At 69.0% G+C, this 18,496-nt stretch carries 17 protein-coding genes and 1 pseudogene; 9 read left to right on the top strand and 9 right to left on the bottom strand.

Features of this window, described 5'->3' with window-relative positions; all coding sequences use genetic code 11:
* Positions 1-47 precede the first annotated feature (47 nt).
* Both fdhD and L3N39_RS02485 read left to right on the top strand, forming a co-directional pair.
* On the top strand, positions 48-887 hold the full coding sequence (gene fdhD / locus L3N39_RS02490) for a formate dehydrogenase accessory sulfurtransferase FdhD (protein ID WP_237255616.1): 840 nt from the start codon (positions 48-50) through the stop codon (positions 885-887).
* Positions 888-1,053: 166 nt separating this feature from the next.
* On the top strand, positions 1,054-1,515 hold the full coding sequence (locus L3N39_RS02485; RefSeq protein WP_237255615.1) for a YMGG-like glycine zipper-containing protein: 462 nt from the start codon (positions 1,054-1,056) through the stop codon (positions 1,513-1,515).
* Between the two features lie 36 nt (positions 1,516-1,551).
* Here L3N39_RS02485 and L3N39_RS02480 read toward each other — a convergent pair whose 3' ends face one another.
* Genes L3N39_RS02480 through L3N39_RS02465 form a run of 4 tightly spaced genes read right to left on the bottom strand, consistent with a single transcriptional unit; the run spans position 1,552 to position 6,229 of the window.
* Complete coding sequence (locus tag L3N39_RS02480; protein WP_237255614.1) at positions 1,552-1,983, bottom strand: acyl-CoA thioesterase; 432 nt, start codon at positions 1,981-1,983, stop codon at positions 1,552-1,554.
* Positions 1,984-2,009: 26 nt separating this feature from the next.
* Complete coding sequence (locus L3N39_RS02475; RefSeq protein ID WP_237255613.1) at positions 2,010-3,167, bottom strand: iron-containing alcohol dehydrogenase; 1,158 nt, start codon at positions 3,165-3,167, stop codon at positions 2,010-2,012.
* Positions 3,168-3,197: 30 nt separating this feature from the next.
* Positions 3,198-4,988: an acyl-CoA dehydrogenase C-terminal domain-containing protein gene (locus L3N39_RS02470; RefSeq protein ID WP_237255940.1), complete on the bottom strand. Its 1,791-nt coding sequence runs from the start codon at positions 4,986-4,988 to the stop codon at positions 3,198-3,200.
* A 2-nt stretch (positions 4,989-4,990) separates the two neighbouring features.
* Positions 4,991-6,229: a 3-hydroxyacyl-CoA dehydrogenase gene (locus L3N39_RS02465; protein WP_237255612.1), complete on the bottom strand. Its 1,239-nt coding sequence runs from the start codon at positions 6,227-6,229 to the stop codon at positions 4,991-4,993.
* Between the two features lie 97 nt (positions 6,230-6,326).
* Between L3N39_RS02465 and L3N39_RS02460 the strand changes: the two genes are divergently transcribed.
* From L3N39_RS02460 to L3N39_RS02445, 4 genes and pseudogenes are all read left to right on the top strand, one after another.
* A complete protein-coding gene (locus L3N39_RS02460) occupies positions 6,327-7,226 on the top strand; it encodes a LysR family transcriptional regulator (RefSeq protein ID WP_237255611.1) in 900 nt (299 codons plus the stop codon).
* A gap of 159 nt (positions 7,227-7,385) precedes the next feature.
* Positions 7,386-7,646 (top strand): annotated as a pseudogene (locus L3N39_RS02455) (general stress protein); the annotation flags it as partial.
* Positions 7,647-7,850: 204 nt separating this feature from the next.
* The gene (locus L3N39_RS02450; protein ID WP_237255610.1) at positions 7,851-8,402 is read left to right on the top strand and encodes an ATP-dependent Clp protease proteolytic subunit; all 552 of its coding nucleotides are present in this window, start codon (positions 7,851-7,853) and stop codon (positions 8,400-8,402) included.
* 381 nt (positions 8,403-8,783) lie between these two features.
* Positions 8,784-8,951 carry a hypothetical protein gene (locus L3N39_RS02445; protein ID WP_237255609.1) on the top strand — a complete coding sequence of 56 codons (168 nt, stop codon included), beginning with the start codon at positions 8,784-8,786 and terminating at the stop codon, positions 8,949-8,951.
* 30 nt (positions 8,952-8,981) lie between these two features.
* Here L3N39_RS02445 and L3N39_RS02440 read toward each other — a convergent pair whose 3' ends face one another.
* The 4 genes from L3N39_RS02440 to L3N39_RS02425 all read right to left on the bottom strand — a co-directional run bounded on the left by L3N39_RS02440 (position 8,982) and on the right by L3N39_RS02425 (position 12,854).
* Entirely contained in the window at positions 8,982-9,584 is a 603-nt protein-coding gene (locus tag L3N39_RS02440; RefSeq protein WP_237255608.1) for a nitroreductase family protein, read from the bottom strand.
* A gap of 163 nt (positions 9,585-9,747) precedes the next feature.
* Positions 9,748-11,292 (bottom strand): phosphoenolpyruvate carboxykinase, encoded by a 1,545-nt coding sequence (locus L3N39_RS02435; protein ID WP_237255607.1) that lies wholly within the window; start codon positions 11,290-11,292, stop codon positions 9,748-9,750.
* A gap of 156 nt (positions 11,293-11,448) precedes the next feature.
* Complete coding sequence (hslO, locus tag L3N39_RS02430; protein WP_237255606.1) at positions 11,449-12,336, bottom strand: Hsp33 family molecular chaperone HslO; 888 nt, start codon at positions 12,334-12,336, stop codon at positions 11,449-11,451.
* 116 nt (positions 12,337-12,452) lie between these two features.
* Entirely contained in the window at positions 12,453-12,854 is a 402-nt protein-coding gene (locus L3N39_RS02425) for an RNA-binding S4 domain-containing protein (protein WP_237255605.1), read from the bottom strand.
* Between the two features lie 94 nt (positions 12,855-12,948).
* Between L3N39_RS02425 and L3N39_RS02420 the strand changes: the two genes are divergently transcribed.
* The 3 genes from L3N39_RS02420 to L3N39_RS02410 all read left to right on the top strand — a co-directional run bounded on the left by L3N39_RS02420 (position 12,949) and on the right by L3N39_RS02410 (position 17,187).
* Entirely contained in the window at positions 12,949-13,416 is a 468-nt protein-coding gene (locus tag L3N39_RS02420) for a retropepsin-like aspartic endopeptidase RimB (RefSeq protein WP_237255604.1), read from the top strand.
* The gene (rimK, locus tag L3N39_RS02415; protein WP_237255603.1) at positions 13,413-14,318 is read left to right on the top strand and encodes a 30S ribosomal protein S6--L-glutamate ligase; all 906 of its coding nucleotides are present in this window, start codon (positions 13,413-13,415) and stop codon (positions 14,316-14,318) included. The genes L3N39_RS02420 and rimK overlap by 4 nt, the downstream gene beginning before the upstream one ends.
* 223 nt (positions 14,319-14,541) lie before the next feature.
* Positions 14,542-17,187: an EAL domain-containing protein gene (locus tag L3N39_RS02410; protein ID WP_237255602.1), complete on the top strand. Its 2,646-nt coding sequence runs from the start codon at positions 14,542-14,544 to the stop codon at positions 17,185-17,187.
* Here the strand turns inward: L3N39_RS02410 and L3N39_RS02405 are convergent.
* Entirely contained in the window at positions 17,126-18,457 is a 1,332-nt protein-coding gene (locus L3N39_RS02405) for an ATP-binding protein (protein WP_237255601.1), read from the bottom strand. The two genes, L3N39_RS02410 and L3N39_RS02405, sit on opposite strands and share 62 nt — an antisense overlap.
* Positions 18,458-18,496: the final 39 nt, after the last annotated feature.

Genomic DNA, 18,496 nt, shown 5'->3' with positions numbered 1-18,496 from the left:
AGGCAGGGCACGCGGACGCGCGCCTGGCCTGTCATGACGGAGCTGCCATGAGATCGCTTTCCCGCCCGCAGCTGGCGGTGGTCGAGAGCGCCCCGCCGGGGGCCAGCCGCCGCTATCACTTCCACGCCCTGGGCGAGCCCGGCGAACGCCCGGTCGAGCTGGCCGAGGAATGCGCGCTGGCGCTGGCCTACAACGGCATCAGCCAGGCGGTGATGATGATCAGCCCGGCCGATGTCGAGGACTTCGTGGTGGGCTTCAGCCTCGGCGCCGGCATCGTCCAGCACAGCCGCGAGATCTACGACATCCGCCTCGCCGGCACGCGCCACGCGCGCCAGGCCGAGGTGGAGATCTCCAGCCGCGCCTTCTGGCGTCTCAAGCAGCAGCGCCGCGGGCTGCCCGGCACCGGCAGTTGCGGGCTCTGCGGCGTCGAGGCGCTGGCCCAGGCGCTGCCCGAGCTGGCGCCGCTGCCGGGGGCGCCCTTGCCGCCGCCGGACTGGCTCGACGGCCTGCGCCAGCGCATCGCCGCGTTCCAGCCGCTGGCCCAGGACTGCGGCGCGGTGCATTGTGCGCTGTTCATGGATGGCCACGGGCAGATTCGCCTCGCCCGCGAGGACATCGGCCGGCACAACGCGCTGGACAAGCTGATCGGCGCCCTGGCCCGCGCGCGCCTGGACACCGCCGGCGGCCTGGCGGTCGTCACCAGCCGCTGCAGCCTGGAGCTGATCCACAAGGTCCAGCGCGCCGGCATCGCCACGCTGGTCAGCCTGTCCGCGCCGACCGGGCTGGCGGCGCGCTGGGCGCAGCGGCACAAGCTGAACCTGATCCACCTGCCCCGGCGCAGCGCGCCGCGGGTCTACAGCCCGCTCGAGCCGCACGAGCGGGCCTGAGCTATCGAGGGCGATCGGGCTCAGACCGCTTCGCTTGTTGGCGGTTCCCGAGCCCCTGCAAATATTCGCGGATCGCGACCTCGTTCACGCAATTTATCGATGAATGCTTGCCGATCGCCGCGGCAAAGGGTCAGATCGCGGCGCATCCACCAATCGGGGTTTTCCTATGAAGTATTCGTCGATTCTGCTGCTGTCCGCGAGCCTGCTCAGCGCGGCCGCCTTCGCCGGCAGCAATACCGAAGCCGCCGTCGGCGGCGCACTCGGCGGCGCGCTGGGCTCGGTGGTCGGAGGACAACTGGGTGGCGCGACCGGCGCCACCATCGGTGCCGGCGTCGGCGGCGCGGCCGGCGGGGCGATCGGCGCCGACAAGCGCAGCCGCACCGAAGCAGCCATTGGCGGTGGCCTGGGTACGGCCGGCGGCAACGTCATCGGCCAGCAGGTCGGCGGCCCGTCCGGCGGCCTGATCGGGGCCGCGGTCGGCGGCGCCGCCGGCGGCGCGCTGGGCAACGCCTACGGCGACGACCATGACTATCGCGGCTCGTACCGCGGCCATGACGACCACCACCATTACCGCCGCCACCCGGGCAAGGGCCATTACAAGAACAAGCACCGCCACCGCCACCATTGAGCAGAACGCCGGGGCACGTGCCCGGCGTTTGCTATCTCAGGCCAGCGCCTCCAGCGCAGTACGCAGGCGCGGCGGGATCGGGGTCGGCTGGTTGTTGCTGCGCTGCACGAAGACGTGCACGAAGCGCCCGGCGGCGCAGGCCTCGTTTTCGCCGTTGCGGAAGATCGCCAGTTCGTACTGCACCGACGAGTTGCCCAGCCGCGCCACCCGCACACCCACCTCGACCCGGTCGGGAAAGCTGATCGAGGCGAAGTAGTCGCACGAGGAGCTGACCACGAAGCCGACCACCTCGCCGCCGTGGATATCCAGCCCGCCCTGCTCGATCAGGTAGCGGTTCACCGCGGTGTCGAAGAAGCCGTAGTAGGTCACGTTGTTGACGTGGCCGTAGATGTCGTTGTCATGCCAGCGCGTGGTGATCGGCTGCAGCTGGCGGTAGTCGCTGCGCAGATGCCGGGGTTGTTCGGCCATGGCGGTTCTCCTTCGGCGATGCCTGGTCAGTAGGCCGCGCGGTAGATCGCCAGGGCATCGGCCTCGGTGACCTCGCGCGGGTTGTTCACCAGCAGGCGCTGCTGCTGCATGGCCTCGCGGGCCAGCTGCGGCAGCATCTGCTCGCTGACGCCGGCCTCGCGCAGGCAAGTCGGCAGGCCGACCCGGGCATTCAGCGCGGCGAGCGCCTCGATCAGCTGCTCGGCGGCGCAGCGCCCGGGTTGCAGCGCGTCGCCGAGCACCAGCGGCGCCAGCTCGCGGTAGTGCGCGCGCGCCGCATCCAGGTTGAAGCGCAGCACGTGCGGCAGCACCAGCGCGTTGGACAGCCCGTGGGGGATGTGGAAGTTGCCGCCCAGCGGATAGGCCAGCGCATGCACCGCCGCCACCGGGGCGTTGGCGAAGGCCTGGCCGGCCAGGCTGGCGCCCAGCAGCATGGCCTGGCGCGCCTCGCGGTCGCCGCCATCGCGCACCACGGTGTCGAGGTTGCCGGCCAGCAGGCGCAGGGCTTCGCGGGCCAGCAGGTCGGACAGCGGGTTCTTCTTCAGCGCGCTGGTGTAGGCCTCGATGGCATGCACCATGGCGTCGATGCCGGTGGCCGCGGTCACCGCAGGTGGCAGGCCGAGGGTGAGATCGGCATCGAGCAACGCCAGGTCCGGCAGCAGCAGCGGCGAGACCACGCCCATCTTGGTGGTCTCGCCGGTGGTGACGATGGCGATGGGGGTGACTTCCGAACCGGTGCCCGCGGTGGTCGGCACCTGGATCAGCGGCAGGCGCCGGCCACGGGCATTGCCGACGCCGTAGATGTCCGGCAGCGCCTGCTCGTTCTGCGGATGCGCCAGCAGCGCCACCAGCTTGGCCACGTCCATCGAGCTGCCGCCGCCGAAGCCGATGATGAGATCGGCCTGAGCCGCCTTGGCCTGCGCCACCGCCGCCAGCACGATGTGCTCCGGCGGATCGGCCAGGACCTGGTCGTAGACCGCCACCGTCAGGCCCTCGGCGGCGAAGCCCGGCAGCAGGCCATCGAGCAGGCCGAGGCGGGCAATGCCCGGATCGCTGACGATCAGCACCGAGCGCGCCTCGCGCTCCCGGCACAGCGTGGCCAGGCGCGCGGCGGCACCCGGCTCGCAGATCAGTTGGGCGGTGGTGGCGAAGCTGAACGGGTGCATGGGTGTCTCCTGGTTCGTTGGGCGGCGCAATCAGAACGCGAAGTCGCTGGCCGGCAGGGCCATCAGGCAGGCCGCGCCGCCGGCGATGGCCTCGCGGTGGGCACTGGCGCGCGGCAGCAGGCGATGCACAAAGAACGCGGCGCTGGCCAGCTTGGCCTGGTAGAAAGCCGCCTCGCCGGTGCCCTCGTCCAGGCGATCCTGGGCGCAGGCGGCGGCCTGCAGCCAGAGCCCGGCAAGCAGCACGTAGGCCGAGTAGTGTAGGAAGTCCACCGACACCGCGCCGATTTCCTGCGGGTCGCGGGCGCAGGCGGCGATCACCTCGGCGCCCAGCTCGCGCCACTCGCCGAGGCGGGCCTGCACCTTGCCGGCCAGTTCGTGCAATGTCGGTCGCCCCGCCTGGCGGTCGCACAGCTCGCTGAACTCGGCCTGTAGCGCCGACAGCTCGGCACCGCCATCGCCGAGCAGCTTGCGGCGGATGTAGTCCAGCGCCTGGATACCGTTGGTGCCCTCGTAGAGCTGGGTGATGCGGCTGTCGCGCATCAGTTGCTCCATGCCCCACTCGCGGATGTAGCCGTGGCCGCCGTAGACCTGCACGCCGAGGCTGGCCACCTCCTGGCCCATGTCGGTGAAGAACGCCTTGACCAGGGGGATCAGCAACGCCGCCCGGCGCGCCGCGGCCGCGCGCCAGGCCGGTTCGGGATGGGCGTGCTCCAGGTCGAGCTGGCGCGCGGTGTAGACGGCCAGCATCCGGCAACCCTCGACCAGCGTCTTCTGCGTCAGCAGCATGCGGCGCACGTCGGGGTGGACGATGATCGGGTCGGCCGGCTTGTCCGGCTGCTCCGCACCGGCCAACGCGCGCGACTGCAGGCGCTCCCTGGCGTAGCCGAGGGCGCCCTGGAAGGCCTGCTCGGCGATGCCCAGGCCCTGCAGGCCGACCTGGAAGCGCGCGTCGTTCATCATGGTGAACATGCAGGCCAGGCCCTGGTTGGCTTCGCCGACCAGCCAGCCGCTGGCGCCGTCGAAATTCATCACGCAGGTGGCCGCGCCCTTGATGCCCATCTTGTGCTCGATGGCCCCGCAGCTCAGCGCGTTGCGTGCCCCCGGCGTACCGTCGGCATTGGCGATGAACTTGGGTACCAAGAGCAGGCTGATGCCCTTCACCCCGGCCGGCGCATCCGGCAGGCGCGCCAGCACCAGATGCACGATGTTCTCGCTCATGTCGTGTTCGCCGCCGGAGATGAAGATCTTGCTGCCGCTGACCTTGTAGCTGCCGTCCGCCTGAGGTTCGGCGCGGGTGCGCAGCAGCGCCAGGTCGGTGCCGGCCTGCGGCTCGGTGAGGCACATGGTGCCGCTCCAGCGGCCGCTGACCAGTTTCTCCAGATAGGCGTCCTTGAGCGCCTCGCTGCCGTGCCGGTAGAGCGCCAGCACCGCGCCTTCGGTCAGGCCGGAATAGATGCGGAACGACAGCGAGGCGGCCATCAGCATCTCGTGGAAGGCGCAGGCGACCATCTGCGGGAAGCCCTGGCCGCCGTATTCGAGCGGGCCGGTCATGCTTGCCCAGCCGTTGTCGACGTACTGCCGGTAGGCCTCGACGAAGCCCTGCGGCGTGCGCACTTCGCCGTTTTCCAGGGTCACGCCTTCTTCGTCGCTGTTGCGATTGAGCGGCGCGATCTCGCCGCCGGTGTAGCGCGCAGCTTCTTCCAGCACGCCGTCGATCAGCTCGCGGTCCAGGCCGTTGCCGAGCAGTTCGCAGTGAGCGCTGACGTCGAACAGCTCGTGCAGGACGAAACGCATGTCGCGCAGCGGTGCCTTGTATTCCATGCTCATGCCTCCTTCTTGTAGTCGGCGAAGCGGCCGCGAAGGGTGGCCAGGCTGTCGATCAGTCCGGCCGGCTGCCAGTGCTCGCCGTGGCGCTCGACCAATGCGTTGAGGCGATCACGAATGGCCGGCAGGCCCTGGCGGTCGGCCCAGGTCAGCGGCCCACCGACTGCGGCCGGGAAGCCGTAACCGTAGAGGTAGACGGTGTCGATATCGGCGCTGGACTCGGCCATGCCTTCCTCGAGAATCTTGGCGCCCTCGTTGACCAGCGCCAGCAGGCAGCGCTCGAGGATTTCCTCCTCGCCGATCTCGCGGCGCTGGAAGCCCAAGCGCTCGGACTCGCGCTGCACCAGGGCATCCACTTCCGGGTCGTGCTCGGCCTGGCGGCTGCCCTCGGCGTAGCGGTAGTAGCCCATGCGCGACTTCTGGCCGAAGCGGCCGAGCTCGCAGAGGCGGTTATCCACCTGCACCTCGGCCTCGTCCTGGCCCTTGCCGGCCAACTCGCGGGCGCGCCATTCCAAGTCGATTCCGACCACGTCGTACATGCGGAACGGGCCCATGGCGAAGCCGAAGCCCTGCAGCGCGGCGTCCACCTGATGGGGATAGGCGCCTTCGAGCAGCATCATCCGCGCCTCGCGCACGTAGGTGGCGAGCATGCGATTGCCGATGAAACCCGGGCAGTTGCCGGCGATCACACTGACCTTGCCCATGCGCTTGCCCAGCTCGGTGGAGGCGGCGAGCACGGCCTTGGAGGTCTTCGCCCCACGGACGATCTCCAGCAGTTTCATGATGTGCGCCGGGCTGAAGAAGTGCAGCCCCACCACCTGCTCCGGGCGCCCGGTGGCCGCGGCGATGGCATCGATATCCAGTGCCGAGGTGTTGCTGGCGAGGATCGCGCCAGGCCGCACGATGCCATCCAGCTCACCGAAGATGCGCTGCTTGAGTTCCAGGTTCTCGTAGACCGCCTCGATCACCAGATCGACATCGGCCAGCGCCGCGTAGCCGGCGACCGGCTCGATACGAGCACGCCGGGCCGCCGCCTCGGCTTCGTCGATGCGACCCTGGCGCACGTTGTGCGCATAGGTGTCGGCCACCGCGCCGAGCGCCTGCTCGAGCATCTCGGGCTTGCTGTCCAGCCACAGCACCTCGAGGCCGGCGTTGGCCAGGCTCATGACGATGCCGCGGCCCATGGTGCCGGCGCCGATAACGGCGGCGCGCTGGATCTCGATGCGGGGTTGGCTCATTTGCTCATCCTCATGGCGGGCGAAAAACAGGAGACCACCATAGACGAAGCCAGTACTATTTTTGAAATTTAGTCTTGTGATGGAATAAATTCATCAGATGAATATTTCCAGCTTCGACCTTAACCTGCTCAAGGTACTCGACGCCCTGCTGCGCGAGCGCAACGTCTCGCGTGCCGCCGAACGCCTGTCGCTCAGCCAGCCGGCGGTGAGCAACGCCCTGGCGCGCCTGCGCGAATTGCTCGACGACCCACTGCTGGTGCGGGTCGGCCGCGGCATGCAGCCGACGCCGCGCGCGCTCGGCCTGGAGATGCCGATCCGCGACGCGCTGGCGCGCATCGAGGCCTCGCTCAATGCCGGCGACCTGTTCGACCCGGCCAGCAGCCGCGCGCGCTTCGTCATCGCGGTGACCGACTACGTCGAACTGCTGTGCATGCCGCGGCTGATGCAGCGCCTGGCGCGCCTGGCCCCGGGCATCCGCCTGGCGGTCGAACCACTGGCGCCGACCCTGCCGGGCGAGGCGCTGGACCGCGGCGAGATCGACCTGGCACTGGGCCGCTTCCTCGAGGTGCCGACGCGCTTCCAGACCCGCCGCTGGGCCAGCGAGGGGCTCAAGCTGGTGCTGCGCCAGGGGCACCCGCTGGCCGGGCGACCGCTCGACCTGGAGACGTTCCTGCAGCTGCGCCACCTCTGGGTGCACGGCGGCCAGACCCGCGGCATGGTCGATCTCTGGCTGCAGGAACAGGGCCTGGCACGCGAGGTGGTCTACACCACGCCGAACTACCTGCAGGCGCCGCACATCGTCGCCGCCAGCGACCTGGCGGTGGTGCTGCCGACCCGTCTGGCGCTGCACTTCGCCGAACTGTTGCCGTTGCAGGTGCTCGACCTGCCGTTCGCCCTCGGCCCGTTCCAGCTGGATGTCGTCAGCGTCGCCCAGCGGCAGAACGACGCCGCGCTCAACTGGCTGATCGAGCAGCTCCTGGCACTCGCCCAGGACTGAACCCGCGCACCGCTCTGGCACGACGATCCCAGGCGCAGCGGGGCCTGCAACCACTCGTCCGCGCTGGCTGAACTTGGCCCGCAAAGGTCTTTCAGAACAGGTGTGGCGCGGCGATTAACGCCCGCCGAAACCCAGTTACTCGACTTTCTGGAGGATCCCATGGCTGACAACAAAGGCAGCATGAGCGTGAACGAAGCCGGTCGCAAAGGTGGCGAGGCGACCGCGGCAAGCCACGACAAGGAGTTCTATCAGGAAATCGGCAGCAAGGGCGGCCAGGCCAGCGGTGGCAACTTCAAGAACGCCCCCCAGCGCGCCGCCGAAGCCGGGCGCAAGGGTGGCCAGAACAGTGGCGGCAACTTCGCCAACGACCGCGAGAAGGCCGCCGAGGCCGGTCGCAAGGGCGGCCAGAGCAGTGGCGGTGGCCGCAACAGCTGATCCGGCCACGCCCTCGAAGCGGGCGCCATGTCCGCTTCGAGCTGGCCAGCCGGCGCGGCCTACCGTGGCGTCCGGCCAGGCGCCGTGGCACGCCACGCCAGCGGCCTGTCGCCCAACCGGACAGGCAACCCCGGCGATGACGGCCAGGGGCCTGGCCACCGCCGACCATCTGCATACAAGAAGTGGCACATGACCGTTCACATCATCAATTTCACCGCGCCGATCAACTCCGCCACCTGCGGCCAGCTGATCGCCCGCTGCTCACAGGCCGTGCAGGAAGGTGCGTCGAGCCTGGTCGTGAAGATCGCGACCATGGGCGGCGAATGCAGCTACGGCTTTTCCATGTACAACTTCCTGATGGCCCTGCCGATCCCGGTGCACACCCACAACCTGGGCACGGTCGAGTCGATGGGCAACATCATCTTCCTCGCCGGCGAGCGGCGTACGGCCTGCCGGCACAGCAAGTTCCTCTTCCATCCCTTCCACTGGACGCTGCATGGCTCGGTGGACCACGCGCGCATGTCCGAGTACGCCATGAGCCTGGACGAGGACCTGCTGCTCTATGCGCGCATCGTCGAGGAGCGCACCCGTGGCGCACGCGAGCCGCTGGACATCCCCGAGTACCTCAAGGCATCGCCGCGCATCCTCGAGCCCGAGGCGGCGCTGGCCAGCGGGATGATCCACGCCATCGACGAATGCGGCGTGCCGCGTGACGCGGTGAGCTGGTGCGTGCACTCCTGACCCGGGCGAACTGGGCCAGGACGCACGGCTGCGACCCAGGGCCGGCCGGGAGCAGCCGCGGGCCGCAGAAAGCAAAAAACCCGCCGAAGCGGGTTTTTCCTGACCATTCCGAGTCCATCCGGAGCGCCGTCCTGGCAATGGCCGATCATCCTTGATCCTGAGCGCGTCCTGCGCTTCAGAGACGGGCATAGATTAGCCGGCAGTGGCCTTTCACGGCAGCGCCGAATGCCACCAGGCGTTGTAGGAAATCTGCCATAGCCCGCTTCGGACGCTGCCATGCAACCGCGCGGCACCGGTTCGGGCCACAGTGATGGCATTTTGCCTTTACCGGCAGTACGCTTGTCCGCTTCGCGCGACCTGCCTGCACCAGCGACCACCACCATGCCGTTCCCCCGCCGCTCGCGGCCTTCACCCACGCACAAGCCCCTCTCCGGACTCGACTGGCTGGTCTGCCTGGCCTATCTCGGTGGCCTGGTGCTGGTGATCGGCCTGAGCTTCTATCTGCTGCCCAGCGACAGCGGTTTCGGCAAGCTGCTGCACGGCGGCTGAATGGCGGGGCGCGCAGTCAGCGAGGCGCCCTCAGAAACCGTTGCGCAGCACCACTTCGTCGAACGGCAGCTTGCCGATGCGCGGGCGCGGATCGGCGGTGCGCTTGCCCACCGCCACCATCAGGCCGATCGCATGGTTGTCCGGCAGGTTGATCAGCTTGCCGACCGCGTCGTAGTCGAAGCCATCCATCGGGCAGGAGTCCAGGCCCTTGCCGCGCGCGGCCAGCATCAGCGTCTGCGCCATCAGCCCGCAGCTGCGCATCACCTCGTCGCGCTGGACCTGCGGCTTGCCGCGGTAGTAGGCGTCGATGGCACCGGCCATGTAGTCCTGCACTTCGGGCGGCGCACCGTCCCAGACGCGACGGACATTCTTCTCCCAGCTGTCGAGCTGGGCGCAGACCACCACCAGCATCGCGGCGTCGGTCATCTGCGCCTGGTTCCAGCCGGCCGCGCGGATCTGCTGGCGCAGCTGCGGGTCGCTGACTTCCACCAGGCGCACGTGTTGCAGGTTGAAGGCGCTGGGGGCCAGCAGGGCCAGTTGCAGCAGCTCGTCCTTTTCCTCGCGCGAGAGCTGGTGCGTGGCGTCATAGGCCTTGATGGCGCGGCGACTGCGGATGGCTTCTTCGATATGCATGGGCGTGCTCCAGTCGAACGGGTGAAGCCCGGCATGCTAGGCCGACGGACTCATCGAATCCATCGCGCCTTTTCGAACACATTGATCGAGCGTTCCGATCGCTCACCGCGCGGATACGAAAAGGCCGCCCGAAGGCGGCCCTTTCTTCACCACAGCCTGCGGATCAGAGCTGCGGGCCGGCGCTGCGGATGGCGTCGGAAACGTCGAACTTCTTGAAGTTCTCGATGAACTTGGCCGCCAGCTCCTTGGCCGCCTGGTCGTAGGCGCCCGGCTCGGCCCAGGTGTTGCGCGGGTTGAGCAGCTGGGTCTCGACGCCGGCGACGGCCTTGGGCACGTCCAGGTTGATGATCGGCAGGTGCTCGGTCTCGGCACCGACCAGTGCGCCGCTCTGGATCGCGGCGATCACCGCACGGGTGGTGGGGATGTTGAAGCGCTTGCCGACGCCGTAGCCGCCACCGGTCCAGCCGGTGTTGACCAGGTAGACCTTGGAACCGAAGGCGTTGATGCGCTTGATCAGCAGCTCGGCGTACTCGCCGGCCGGACGCGGGAAGAACGGCGCGCCGAAGCAGGTCGAGAAGGTCGACTTGATGCCGCTGCCCGAACCCATCTCGGTGGAACCGACCAGCGCGGTGTAGCCGGAGAGGAAGTGGTAGGCGGCCTGCTCGTTGTTCAGGATCGACACCGGCGGCAGTACGCCGGTCAGGTCGCAGGTCAGGAAGATCACCGCGTTCGGTTCGCCGCCGAGGTTCTGCTCGCTGCGCTTCTCGACGTGCTCCAGCGGGTAGGCGGCGCGGCTGTTCTGGGTCAGGCTGGCGTCGGCGTAGTCGGGCAGGCGGGTGCGCGCGTCGAGCACCACGTTCTCCAGCACGGCACCGAACTTGATGGCCTTCCAGATCACCGGCTCGTTCTTCTCGGACAGGTCGATGCACTTGGCATAGCAGCCGCCCTCGATGTTGAACACGCGGCCAACGCCCCAGCCGTGCTCGTCGTCGCCGATCAGGTAGCGCGACTCGTCGGCCGAGAGGGTGGTCTTGCCGGTGCCGGACAGGCCGAAGAACAGCGTGGTATCGCCGTCTTCGCCGATGTTGGCGGCACAGTGCATCGGCAGCACGTCGACGTCCGGCAGCAGGTAGTTCTGCACGCTGAACATGGCCTTCTTCATCTCGCCGGCGTACTGCATGCCGGCGATCAGCACCTTCTTCTCGGCGAAGTTGATGATCACGCAGCCATCGGAGTGGGTACCGTCGCGCTCGGGCACGCACTGGAAGAACGGCGCGTTGAGGATGCGCCACTCGCTCTTGCCGGCCGGGTTGAACTGCGCCGGCTCGATGAACAGGCAGCGGCCGAACAGGTTGTGCCAGGCGGTCTCGGTGGTCATCTTGACCGGCAGGTAGTGCTCGGGGTCGGCACCGACGTGCACGTGGGAGACGAAGTTGTCACGCTCGGCGATGTAGGCTTCGACGCGGTTCCACAGTGCCTCGAAGTTGCCGGCCGGGAACGGACGGTTGATCGGGCCCCAGGCGATGTGGTGCTGGGTGCTCGGTTCCTCGACGATGAAACGGTCGGCTGGCGAACGCCCCGTGCGATGCCCGGTCTTAACCACCAGAGAGCCATTGGCGGCCAGTTCACCTTCACCGCGCTTGACGGCTTCTTCGATCAGTTGCGCGATGCTGATGTCGGTGTACACGGCGTTGGTCGCTTGCGTCATGAGTGTCCCCGTCGGCCCTGGGCCGAATCCTCCGTACTGTTGTAGTCCGCCCTGCGGCGGACTACATCGAAAAAAGTGCGCGCGATTATGCCAGAAAAGGCGTCGCGCTGGGTATGAGCCCGTGATGGCGAAAAGGTTCACTCTGGCCCGAGGCCATCAGTGGCGGGTGTCCGACGGCCGCTGGATGCCGGCGCCGGCGAACAGCTGGGCGACGTCCGCCGCATCGAACAGGTACTGGTGATTGCAGAACTGGCAGTCGATGGCGACGCGCCCGCCCTGCTCCTGCACCAGTTGCTGGGCATCGGCTTCGCCGAGGCTGATCAGCGCCCGTGCCGAGCGCTCGCGCGAGCAGCTGCAGCGGAACTGCAGCGGCAGCGGCTCGAACAGCCGGACCTGCTCCTGGTGGAACAGCCGGTGCAGGATGGTCTCGGTATCCAGGCCGAGCAGCTCCTCGGCGGTGAGGGTGCCGGCCAGGGTCAGCAGGTGCTCCCAGTTGGCGTCGCGCTCCTCGGCGTCGTGGATGCGGTCGGCCGGCAGCTGCTGCAGCAGCAGGCCGCAGGCGCGACGGCCGTCGGCGTTGAGCCAGAAGCGCGTGGGCAGCTGCTCGGAGGTGGCGAAGTAGGCCGACAGGCAGGCCGCCAGGTTGATGCCGTCGAGCGCGACGATGCCCTGGTAGCGCTGGCCGCGCGCCGGGTCGATGGTGATCGCCAGGGCGCCGTCGGGCATCAGCTGCGCCAGGCTGGCGCCGGCCTCGATCTGCGCCGCGTCGTAGCGGGCGATGCCGCGCACGTGGCGCTCGCTGGAGCACTCGACCATCAGCAGCGGTACCGCGCCCGAGGAGGTCGCCTGCAGCGACAGCAGGCCGTCGAACTTGAGCGTGCCGACCAGCAGCGCCGCGGCGGCCAGCAGCTCGCCGAGCAGCTGGGCGACGGGCTCCGGGTAGGCGTGCTTGGCCAGCACATGCTGGTAGCTCTCGGCGAGCGTGGCGGTCTCGCCGCGCACGTCGGAGTCGTCGAAGAGGAAGCGTTGGGTCTGGTCGGACATGCCGGATGCTCGCAAGGTGGTCGCGGAAAAAGCCGTGCATTTTACACGAAGCGCCGGCCGCCCGAGGCACCCGCCGTCGCTTCGCCGCACCGGCTGCAGGCCGCGTCGTTCCTGCTTCAGCCCTTGAACGCGCGCAGCAGCTCGATCTGCCGGCGCTGCTTCTTGCTCGGCCGGCCGTCGGTCTGCACGCCGAGCGCGCCGGCCTTGCGCTGGGCCGCGGCCTCCTCGCGCCGGGCCAGGCTTTCGGCGGTTTCCTCGTAGAGCGCCTGCGCCTCGGGCGCGCCGCGGCGCACCGCCGACAGCGCGCGCACGATCACCGTGCGCTCGTCGTAGCCGCAGCGGATCTCGTACTGTTCGCCGACTTTCGGCTCCTTGCCCGGCTTGCAGCGTTCGCCGCGACAATGCACCTTGCCGCCGTCGATCGCCTCCTTGGCCAGCGCGCGGGTCTTGAAGAAGCGCGCCGCCCACAGCCACTTGTCCAGACGGACTTTGCCGTCGTCGTTGTCGTTCCTGCTCAACCTGTATCCGACCTCGCTGTCATAGCCCTGTCGCGCCCCGTGCAGTTGTCATGCACGGCGACTAGAATGCCCGCAAATCTCACGGATGCCACGCTTGGACTGCCTCGATCCCCATACGCTGATCGGTTTGCGCGAATGGGTCGCCCTGCCCGACCTGGGCGTGGTCGGCCTGCGCGCGAAGATCGACACCGGTGCCAGCACCTCGGCGCTGCACGCCACCGAGATCGTCGAATTCGAACGCGACGGCAAGCCCTGGGTTCGCTTCACCGCGCACCTGGGCACGCTGGTCCAGCGCCGCCATCGCTGCGAGGCGCCGCTGGTCGCGCACAAGGTCATCAAGAGCTCCAACGGCCAGGCGCAGAACCGCTACGTGGTGCGCACGCTGCTGGCGCTCGGCAGTCACGTCTGGCCGGTGGAGTTCACCCTGACCTGCCGCAAGAACATGCGCTACCGCCTGCTGCTGGGCTCGCGCGCGCTGGTCGACGGCAAATGGCTGATCGACCCGTCGCGCAGCTACCTGCAGGACAAACCCCAGATCCTCACTTCCTCCGGTGCCCAATGAAAATCGCCGTGCTGTCGCGCAATCCACGCCTGTATTCCACGCGTCGCCTGGTCGAGGCCGGCCAGCAGCGCGGCCATGAGGTGCTGGTGATCGACACCCTGCGCGCCTACATGAACATCGCCAGCCACAAGCCGCAGATCCACTATCGCGGCCAGTCGCTGGAAGGCTTCGACGCGGTGATCCCGCGGATCGGTGCCTCGGTCACCTTCTACGGCTGCGCGGTGCTGCGCCAGTTCGAGATGATGGGCGTCTACCCGCTCAACGAATCGGTCGCCATCAGCCGCTCGCGCGACAAGCTGCGCGCGCTGCAGCTGCTCTCGCGCAAGGGCATCGGCCTGCCGGTGACCGGCTTCGCCCACTCGCCCGACGACATTCCCGACCTGATCCAGATGGTCGGCGGCGCGCCGCTGGTGATCAAGGTGCTCGAAGGCACCCAGGGCATGGGCGTGGTGCTGGCCGAGACCGCCAAGGCCGCCGAGTCGGTGATCGAGGCCTTCCTCGGCCTCAAGCAGGACATCATGGTGCAGGAATACATCAAGGAAGCCGGCGGCGCCGACATCCGCTGCTTCGTGGTCGGCGACAAGGTGATCGCCGCGATGAAGCGCCAGGCCAAGCCCGGCGAGTTCCGCTCCAACCTGCACCGCGGCGGCACCGCCAGCCTGATCAAGATCACCCCCGAGGAGCGCTCCACCGCGGTGCGCGCGGCACGGGTCATGGGCCTGTCGGTGGCCGGCGTCGACATCCTGCGCTCCAACCACGGCCCGCTGGTGATGGAGGTCAACTCCTCGCCGGGCCTGGAAGGCATCGAGCAGACCACCGGCAAGGACGTCGCCGGGCTGATCATCCAGTTCCTCGAAAAGAACGCCGGGCCGAACCTGACGCGGACCAAGGGCAAGGGCTGAGCGGCACCGCCGGACGCATTCACGGCCCGCGTGCGGTGCCTTCGACTTTAGTGGCAAATAGCTATCATCCGCACCACGACTTGATCGCCATCAAGCCTGCCGCCTGGATCGTCCTGCCAGAATCCGCCACCTCCTTACCGAGAGCGCCAGGCGACCCATCGTTGCCCCAGGCGCCAATCCGATCCTTGCTGCGACCGTCATAGCCACTGTCCACGGGATCGTCATGGCCGCGCCACACCCCAACAACCGGATCGAGCGACGCTTCGGCCTGCAGGGCAAGTTCATCCTGCTGGTGGTAGTCCTGCTGGCCATGGCCGCGGCGAACATCGCGACCTTCCACCTGATGCTCGGCCGGCTCGACGGCGTCGCGCAGACCGTCGACCAGGTCGGGCAGCTGCGCATGCTCAGCCAGAAGGCCGCCTTCGAGGCCTATGCCGACCTGGCGTCGCGGCAGGCGACCATCCAGGCCTTCGACGACGCGCTGCGGGCGCTGGACGCGGGCCAGCCGGCGGGCATCACGCTGCGCCGGATCGCCCCGGGTGCGCTGCCGCTGCTGGCCGAGGCCCGGCGCAAGTGGGCGGTACTGCAGCAGGACCTGAGCGCGCTCGCCGCGCGCGGCCCCGGCGCGCCGGCCCCTGCCGAGCATGCCGCCCAATTGCTGCAGGATGCCGAAAGCATGGTCGACGCGCTGACCCTCGGCTCGCAGCGCATCCACCGGCAGGCCACGCTGACGCTCTACCTGCTGTTCGCCATCGAGTTCGTGGTGCTGCTGGTGCTGCTGCACACTACCCGCCAGCAGTTCGTCAGCCCGCTGCGCGAACTGGCGCGGCATCACCTCAACCTGTCCCGCGGTCGCTTCGGCAGCTATGCCGGCCTGCGCCCCAACGACGAGATCGGCGAGCTGGCCGATGCCTTCAACTTCGCCTCGCGGGAAATCCGCGCGCTGCTGGAAAAGAAGGAGCACGACAGGGCCGCCCTGGCGCAGAGCGTGGCGATGTTCAAGGGCCTGGCCGAGAACAGCCTGATGGGCGTGTACATCCTCCACGAGGACCTGAGCTTCTACTTCGCCAACCGGACTCTGGCGCAGATGTTCCAGCTCGACGAGGCGCGGTTCGCCGAACTCGGCATCCTCGACCTGGTCGACCCGCTCGACCACCAGGCGATCCGCCAGAACACCCGCATGCGCCTGGCCGGCAAGAGCGACCGCGCCGTCTACGAGGTCGCCGCGCGCCGGCGCGACGGCAGCCCGATCGACATCGAGATCTTCGCCTCGGTGATGCACCTGCACGGCGAGCGCGCGCTGATCGGCACCATCGTCGACATCACCGAGCGCAAGCAGCACCAGCGCCAGCGCCAGCGCGAATACCTCGAGCAGCTGCAGTACCAGGCCAGCCACGACGAGCTGACCGGGCTGGCCAACCGCAAGCACTTCCTCGACCGCCTCGGCCAGGCCACCAGCCTGGCGCGGCGCTCCAACGCGCTGGTCGGCGTGCTGCTGATGGACCTGGACGATTTCAAGGTCATCAACGACAGCCTCGGCCACTGCGCCGGCGACGACCTGCTGCGGGCCGTCGCGCTGCGCCTGCGCAATGCCCTGCGCGAGAGCGACACGGTGGCGCGCCTGGGCGGCGACGAGTTCGCCATCCTGCTGCCGAGCATCGGCGATGCCGAGGAAGCCGCCAGCGTGGCCGCCAAGCTGCTGCAGGTACTCAGCCACTCGTTCGTCATCCAGACCCGCGAGATCCACGTCGGCGCGAGCATCGGCATCAGCCTGTTCCCGCTCGACGGCAGCGAGGACTACCTGCTGAAGAACGCCGACCTGGCCATGTACCACGCCAAGCGCCAGGACGGCCGCCGCATGCACTTCTACTCCGAGGAGCTGGACATCCAGAACCAGCGGCACATGACGCTCGAGGCCGAACTGCGCCTGGCCGTCGAGCGCAACGAGCTGAGCCTGGTCTACCAGCCGAAGGTGAGCCTCGCCACGCGCCGCATCGAGGGCGCCGAGGCCCTGCTGCGCTGGCACCACCCGCGGCTGGGCACCATTTCGCCGGCCGAGTTCATCCCCATCGCCGAAAGCACCGGCCTGATCATCCCGATCGGCGAATGGGTGCTGCGTACCGCCTGCCTGCAGAGCCGGGCCTGGCAGGACGCCGGCCTCGCCCCGTTCCCCCTGGCCATCAACCTGTCGGCCCGGCAGTTCCTCGGCGAAGGGCTGGTGCCGCTGGTCAGGCGGGTGCTGCAGGAGACCGGCCTGCAGCCGCGCTGCCTGGAGCTGGAGCTGACCGAGACCGTGCTGATCCGCAACATGGGCGAGACCGGCTCGGCGCTGCGCGAGCTGAAGCGCATGGGCGTCGGCCTCTCGCTCGACGACTTCGGCACCTGCTACTCGTCGCTGAGCTACCTGCTGCAGCTGCCGTTCGACATCCTCAAGCTCGACCTCAGCTTCGTGCGCAACCTGTCGGTGATCCCGAATGCGCGCACCCTGACCCGGGCGATCATCGACCTGTCGCACAGCCTGGGCCTGAAGGTGGTCGCCGAGGGCATCGAGACCGACGAGCAGCTGGGCTTCCTGCGCGAGCACGGCTGCGACATCGGCCAGGGCTACCTGTTCAGTCGCCCACTGGAGGCCGCGGCGCTGCTCGACTACCTGCGGGCCAACGCGATCGAACCGGGCATCGGCGGCCCGGCGGCCGATCCATTGCAGGCCCGCGCCGGCTGGCGCAGCGGCCCCGGCAACCCGGCGCCACCCTATACGCCGGCGGTGCTGGCCCGCGCCAAGCCTGCACGCCTGGCGCCGCCCGTCACTAGCACGCCGCGCCCAGCGGCAGAGCCCCGCGCGGCAAGACCAGCCCCAGCGGCAGGCTGACCCGCGCCTCCAGCCCGCCGCCTTCGCGGTTGCGCAGCTCGACGATGCCGCCGTGCTGGTTGGCGATGCGCTTGACGATCGCCAGGCCGAGCCCGGCGCCCTGGCCGCCGCGGGCACGGTCGCCGCGGATGAAGGGGTTGAAGATCTCGCCCAGTTCCCTGGGGTCGATGCCGCTGCCGCGGTCGAGCACGCTGAGCACCACGTAGGGCGCGTTGGCGTCGCCGGTCACCGCCGCGGCGACCTCGACGTCGTCGCCGCCGTAGCGCAGGGCGTTCTCGATCAGGTTGACCAGCAGGCGCTTGATCGACACCCGCCGCAGCGCCAGCAACGGCAGCGGCTGCAGCGCCAGGCGGATGCGCTCGCGCTGCTGGTTGTAGGGCGCGACCACCTCGCGGACCAGCTCGCCGAGGTCGACGTCCTCCACCGGCTCGTCGCGGCCGTCACGCACGAAGGCGAGGAACTGGTCGAGGATGGCGTCCATGTCCTCGATGTCGCGGATCATCTCCTCGGTGAGTTCCTCGTCGCTGCTCATCAGCTCCAGCGACAGGCGCAGGCGCGTCAGCGGCGTGCGCAGGTCATGGGACACGCCGGCCAGCATCAGCTCGCGCTCGCGCCCGGCCTGCTCGACGTCCTCGGCCATCTGGTTGAACGCGCGGTAGACCTCGGTCATCTCGCTGGGGGTGTCGCTGACCGGCAGGCGCACGCTGCGCCCCTTGCCGATCTGCCGCGCCGCATAGACCAGGCGCTTGAGCGGCAGGTTGAGCTGGCTGACGAAGATCCAGGCAGCCGCGGTGGACAGCAGGCCGATGCCCAGCGACCAGCCGAGCACGCTCCAGATGCGCTGGCCGCGCAACGGGTAGGCGTACAGCGGCACGCGGACCCACTCCGGGCCCAGACGCGGCGCCAGCACCCAGATCGCCGTGGACGGCTGGATGCGCACCCGCACCTCGGTCTCCGGGCCCAGCTCGGCGCGCATCTGCCGCTCGAAGATCTCGGTGTAGGGCCAGTGATACTCGCTGCGCGGCACCTCGGCGGCGGCCACCTGCTGCAGCCCGGCGGCCGCGCCGATGCGCGAGCGCTCGCCGGGGTCGGCCGCCCAGTAGGCGCGCAGGGTCAGCGCCGCGCCGTGGCTGTACTGGCGATCGACCAGCACGTCCTCGTTGGCCATCAGGTAGACCAGCGTCAGCACCTTGGAGAACAGCACCACCACCAGCACCAGCCAGAGGGTGCGGGCGAAGAAGCTTTGCGGGAACCAGAGCGGGGTCTTCACCGGCACCAGGCTCCAGGCCGCCCGCTACGGGTCGCCGGG

This window comes from Pseudomonas oligotrophica, from assembly GCF_021726475.1.
GTDB classification, from domain to species: domain Bacteria; phylum Pseudomonadota; class Gammaproteobacteria; order Pseudomonadales; family Pseudomonadaceae; genus Stutzerimonas; species Stutzerimonas oligotrophica.
This window is presented reverse-complemented; position numbering and strand designations above follow the sequence as displayed.